At 45.7% G+C, this 4,894-nt stretch carries 3 protein-coding genes; all 3 read left to right on the forward strand.

What is annotated here, in order from left to right; genetic code table 11:
- Nucleotides 1-78 precede the first annotated feature (78 nt).
- Nucleotides 79-294: a hypothetical protein gene (locus tag AB1797_13150; protein MEW5768533.1), complete on the forward strand. Its 216-nt coding sequence runs from the start codon at nt 79-81 to the stop codon at nt 292-294.
- Nucleotides 295-301: 7 nt separating this feature from the next.
- Nucleotides 302-1,606 (forward strand): PQQ-binding-like beta-propeller repeat protein, encoded by a 1,305-nt coding sequence (locus tag AB1797_13155; protein MEW5768534.1) that lies wholly within the window; start codon nt 302-304, stop codon nt 1,604-1,606.
- 23 nt (nt 1,607-1,629) lie between these two features.
- A partial coding sequence (locus AB1797_13160; protein ID MEW5768535.1) for a M23 family metallopeptidase occupies nt 1,630-4,894 on the forward strand: 3,265 nt, incomplete at its 3' end.

Consider the following 4,894-nt stretch of genomic DNA (forward strand, 5'->3'; position numbering starts at 1 on the left):
TAACCTCCGGTAAAAACGAAGATGGAACAGGAGCAAGAAGGCAGATCAAGAAAAAAATAGAGGATTTTGAGATCGAAAATGCTTGACCAAATAGGGGGGTATGATAAAATGGTGCTCAGTTTGAAGGGAAAGAATCAAGTTGAATGGCAAATCGGATTTGTTTCAATTTGCAATCCGCAATTCGAAATTGAAAGAGGAAGCAAGGATGGGCGGACTTTGGATGCGGGGGGAAAGGTTTTAAATCCGCAATCCGAAATCCCGGGTACCTACGAAGTGGGTGCGCAATCTAAATGAAAGGGGGATGAAGATAATGATGAAATCGGGAAGGTGGATACTTGTTGGGAGTTTGGTCTCTATCCTGATGATGGGGGGGCTGGGACTGGCAATGGGGAAGAAGGTGGAAAAAGAAGAGGCAACTGCTCAGGTTGAGGAAAAGCAGATCGAGATGCAGCAAAAACAGGTTGAGACTGAGCAAAAAGGAGAAGAGAAAGCTAAGGCCGCTGTTACGAAAGAGGCGAAAAGCGAGATAAGAGAACCAAAGCTCATCTGGTCGAAGGAGTTTGAGGGCGGAATTGAGGATGTGGTTATCTCTGATGTCTTTACTAAAGGAGGAGAGATAGCTGGGGTACCAGCTAAAACTGTTTTTCCGATTAAGGTAGTGGTGACAGGGGGGACGGTTAAATTCTTTAATGAAGAGGAAAAGGTAACTAATGAGATACTCTTAGAAGAATATGAGCAAAGTGATCATGCTGGAGGGACGTTTAATGTAACTGAAGGTGCCCGTCTTTCGCCAGATGGAGAGTATATTATAACGTCCCATTATGGATACGGATGTATAGAAAGACAAAGTGTTTATGACAAAAATGGGCAGTTTGTTAAAGATATTGAAATACCTGGTGATCTAATTTTCTCACCAGACGGCAAGAGGGTGGTTGTAATTAGTGAGTGGGGAACAGGGTTTTATGATAGTAGGACATGGGAACTGAAGAAAGAGTATGAGTCATTTCCTCTATTACACAGAGACTCAGGAAGATTTTCTGCTGATAGTAATTATTTTATTGCAAATTCTGAAGGTCGAATAATTCTTTTTGACACAGATGGAAATGTTATATGGAAACGAGATATTAAGCCAATACCACTTGTAGCATTTGGTAACAAAGTTGCTATTTCTCAAGATGGAGATATGATCTACGCTGAAGCTTGGAGGACATTGTATTGCTTTGATAAATCAGGCAGGGTAATTTGGGAATACAAATTACCCCGTGCAGTTAGAGGGATAACCCTTACTGCTGATGAAAATTGTTTAGTTGTTTCTTTATGGGATAAAGATATCTATTTTTTTGATAGTAAGCAGGGGGTATTGCTTTGGCAAAAAAAAGTAGATTTCCCTATTGCGAGTTTGTATAATTCTAATGACGATTCATTTATAAGCGTAGGCTTGAAGAGTGGTGGAATAGTTGTTTGTCTTTTTAAAGGAGAGAAAATAATATGGAAAAAAGAATTAGAAGTAGAAGCCAACTGGATAATACCACCGCTTAATATTTCACCAAATGGCAAATTTATAACTATAAAAACTAATAGAGGAATTTATGTTTACGAAAACTAAATTGGTAGAAAAGGGAGGACAAAATGGAACCTAAAATAAGGACATTGTTGCTGAAGGTTTTAGTGAGTGTTATGTTGGTTTCTGGTTTTTCTGCTGTTAGTTCACTTTATGCCTTTGAATACTGGCCTCGGACAGATAAAGATGTAAACGCTATTTTAGGAGAATACCGAGGCCCAACTGGGACTCCACACTTTCACGGGGGAATTGATATGCCGAATCAAAATGGACAACCTGTGTATGCTGTAGAGAGTGGACATGTTGTACATACATCTGATACTACTGTTCTTCCACCTCAGGGTACAGGATATATGGTAATTATTGATCACTCTAATGGAACAAGAACAAGGTATCTTCATCTTTCAAGTATTTTAGTTCAAAATGATACAGATGTAACAGATCATCAAGAGGTTGGGAAAGTAGGCGGTACAGGAGGGAATTATGGTCCCCATCTTCATTTTGAAGTCCGAGATTCTCATAGTAATTCCGCTAACTTTCTTAACCCTTTCTCCTCCCTTCCAGCCCTAACTGGAGCAGATGCTGATAACAACGATCCTATTCTTGAACATACTTGTGTCATTCAGTTAAATGAGGCTGGTAAGTTGCTTGGGCCTTCCAAAAAGATTAGCCTGCCTTCTATAGACCCGGCTGATCCTTACGGTAGTGCTCCAGACACCTATGTCTCCGGAAGGGTCAGGCAACTTATCCACGGATTTGATAGAATTAATGCTGGAGGCAAGCAGGGATTTTATCGGCTTAATCATTCCATATATAGCTATCAGACTGAGACCGAGCTGACCAGCTATCAGATTACCTTTGATACTGTGGCTTATACTGAAAGAAGCAGGGAGGAGTGGGTCTATTCTGATGGGAGCGACATTGGGACAAGTTCCTATTGTTCACGTATCGGAGGAAGTGGCACCCAGTATTATTACAAGCTTTATAATGACAAAACACCAACTACAGAGCTGATTCAGAACATCATCATTAATGATACTTCAGACATCCTGGAGGATGATGGCACATGGAAGACAAAAAAGGCGAAGGATGGTGTGCCACAGGATGCTTATGGCAATGCGACTAAGAATGCTGATGCCAGGACACCGGATGGTAGATATCGTTGCGAATATCATGCCTATGACTTCGCCGAGAACCGGAAAGACAGCTATCTTCATGTATATGTCAATAACTTCAACCAAGAGGTAGGATCTTGTGATAGCAGTGGTGATACCTGGAACACCTTTTTTGTTGGAGAGACGGTTCGAGCGAAGGGAAGTGAGTATGTGCCTGGAGAAAGCTATAATCTCTATGTCTTTCCTCACCAGTTGCTGCTTGATGGGGCGGACATACCAACCTGGGGAGGCTTTCCAATTGAAGTGACGGCAGATGCTAATGGTGAATTCATGCAGGCGATCTGGACGCCTGGCTCGGGGAATGTGGGCAAGTATGACATCATTGTGGATTATGACGGGGATGGGAAATACAGCCAGCCGGTGAATAATATTGCCGTTGATGGGGCGGACGGGCAATTTGCTGATTTTGGGTTTGAGGTAAAGGCTGCTCCGACCAGGGTCTTACGCATTCCAGTCTACTATGAAGACCCCTGGGGCGGGACTCATCCGGTACCGCCGGGGACATTTGCTAAGGTGAGTAAATTCTATGCCGAGGCCCAGACTCCAGCGGGATATGAATACTGGCTTGAGATGAACTTGAGGGTAAATGAGGACAGTGAGCTGGTTTTTGAAACTACGCTTGATTGTGAACTTTATGAACAGGAGTGTGATCCGCCCGACCCCCACAAACTGCGGGTCTTTCTGGAGAGTTTTATCACGGCTATTGAACCTGGTGAAGGACCGAATGATCAGGAGGTCTATCTGGCCCGAAGACCCAGTCCTCAGCCATATGCCCCCTGGTCTTATCGTTATGCCTCCTCACTTTTCTGTATTGAGGGTGTGGGTGGTAACGTGTGGATGCCGGTGGGAGGAGAGGTAGTTATTCATTATAATTACCCTGTATCGACTCTGATCGAATACGATTCCCTATATCACGAAAAGGTCTTCCTTAACCAGACGGGGGCCATAGCCGCTATGGATAAGATCCATAAGGGGTATCATTATATGCGTGGGCTTGATCCATCCTTGGCGGGAGTAAGTGGCGCTGGAGCGCCAGGGTATTATGGGCAACCACAAGGGTCGCCCATACAGGCCGGGGCAGGGAGCGCCGAGGCGCCGGCAGCAGGAATTGCCGGGGCTGAAGTAGAATCAGTAACCGGCCTGCGGGTAACGGCTATTTGGAGTGAAGGCAGAGATTGGCACGATGAATCAGGTTACGGTTACCTGCCGGATAATACCACCTGTTATGCCCCTAAAAGTGAAGGGAGTTCAGTTATGAGGCTCTTCATCGACGGCCAACACTTTGATGAGTGGAGCGAGGTCTATCTTCTGCAAGGATATGCCAATACCCTGCTCTCTAAACACGGGCCGATTGAGGCGCCGGTGCTCAGTCATCGAGACCCAATAAGCGCTCATTTGGAGCACCTCCAAACCCAGGCTTTGATAAATGCCTTTAGTTATTATTTACCTACAACTATAGCGAGTTTTCCAGCTATCTTAGCTGCTCCGGCCAGGGCCACGCAGGTTGAAACCCCGCGGGGGATAGATAATGAGATGGCCGTGCTGGATTTCCTGAAGGCGATAAACGATCCGGCCCTTATCTGGAATGCCCTGGCCCACCCCATCCTGACCCCACCGGCCGAGAACTATGACGTACTGGATCTGGCCAATGAATTAAAGGCCCAGGGCATGATGATCGATGACCTCCTGACCGAGTTTGGGATGAAGATAAAGCTCATTTCAGTAACCAATACTGGTACCCCCAATCCAACCTTTACCTGGGATATGAACCAGATCGAGACCGGGACGCATACGGTTACCCTTCAGATAGCCGAGGATGACACCTTCAGCGCCGGGCTGATCAGTATCGGGGGGCTGATCGGTGAGAGCTACACTCTGAGCGGTCACGATCTGACTGATGGCTTCTACTACTGGCGGGTGGGGCTGGAGCAGGATGACCTAGTGGATACCTATTCGGCAGTTGGTTTCTTTGAAATCGAAGCCGGCGGGGCGAATACACCACCGACTATTACTATCATCGAGCCCCCGGCCGGAGGGGCTACGGCGGATACCGAATATGTCATTTACTGGCAGGATGCCGATCCGGATGACAATGCCCTGGTTAGCCTTTATTATGATTTGGATGATACAGGCTATAACGGGGTGGAGATAGTCAGCG

It is taken from the genome of bacterium (assembly GCA_040753085.1).
In the GTDB taxonomy this organism is placed as follows: Bacteria; UBA9089; JASEGY01; order JASEGY01; family JASEGY01; genus JASEGY01.

Excerpts from the sequence above, each read along its gene's own strand:
- AB1797_13150 (MEW5768533.1), top strand. The coding sequence starts at position 79 with ATGCTTGACCAAATAGGGGGGTATGATAAAATGGTGCTCAGTTTGAAG.
- AB1797_13155 (MEW5768534.1), top strand. The coding sequence starts at position 302 with ATGAAGATAATGATGAAATCGGGAAGGTGGATACTTGTTGGGAGTTTG.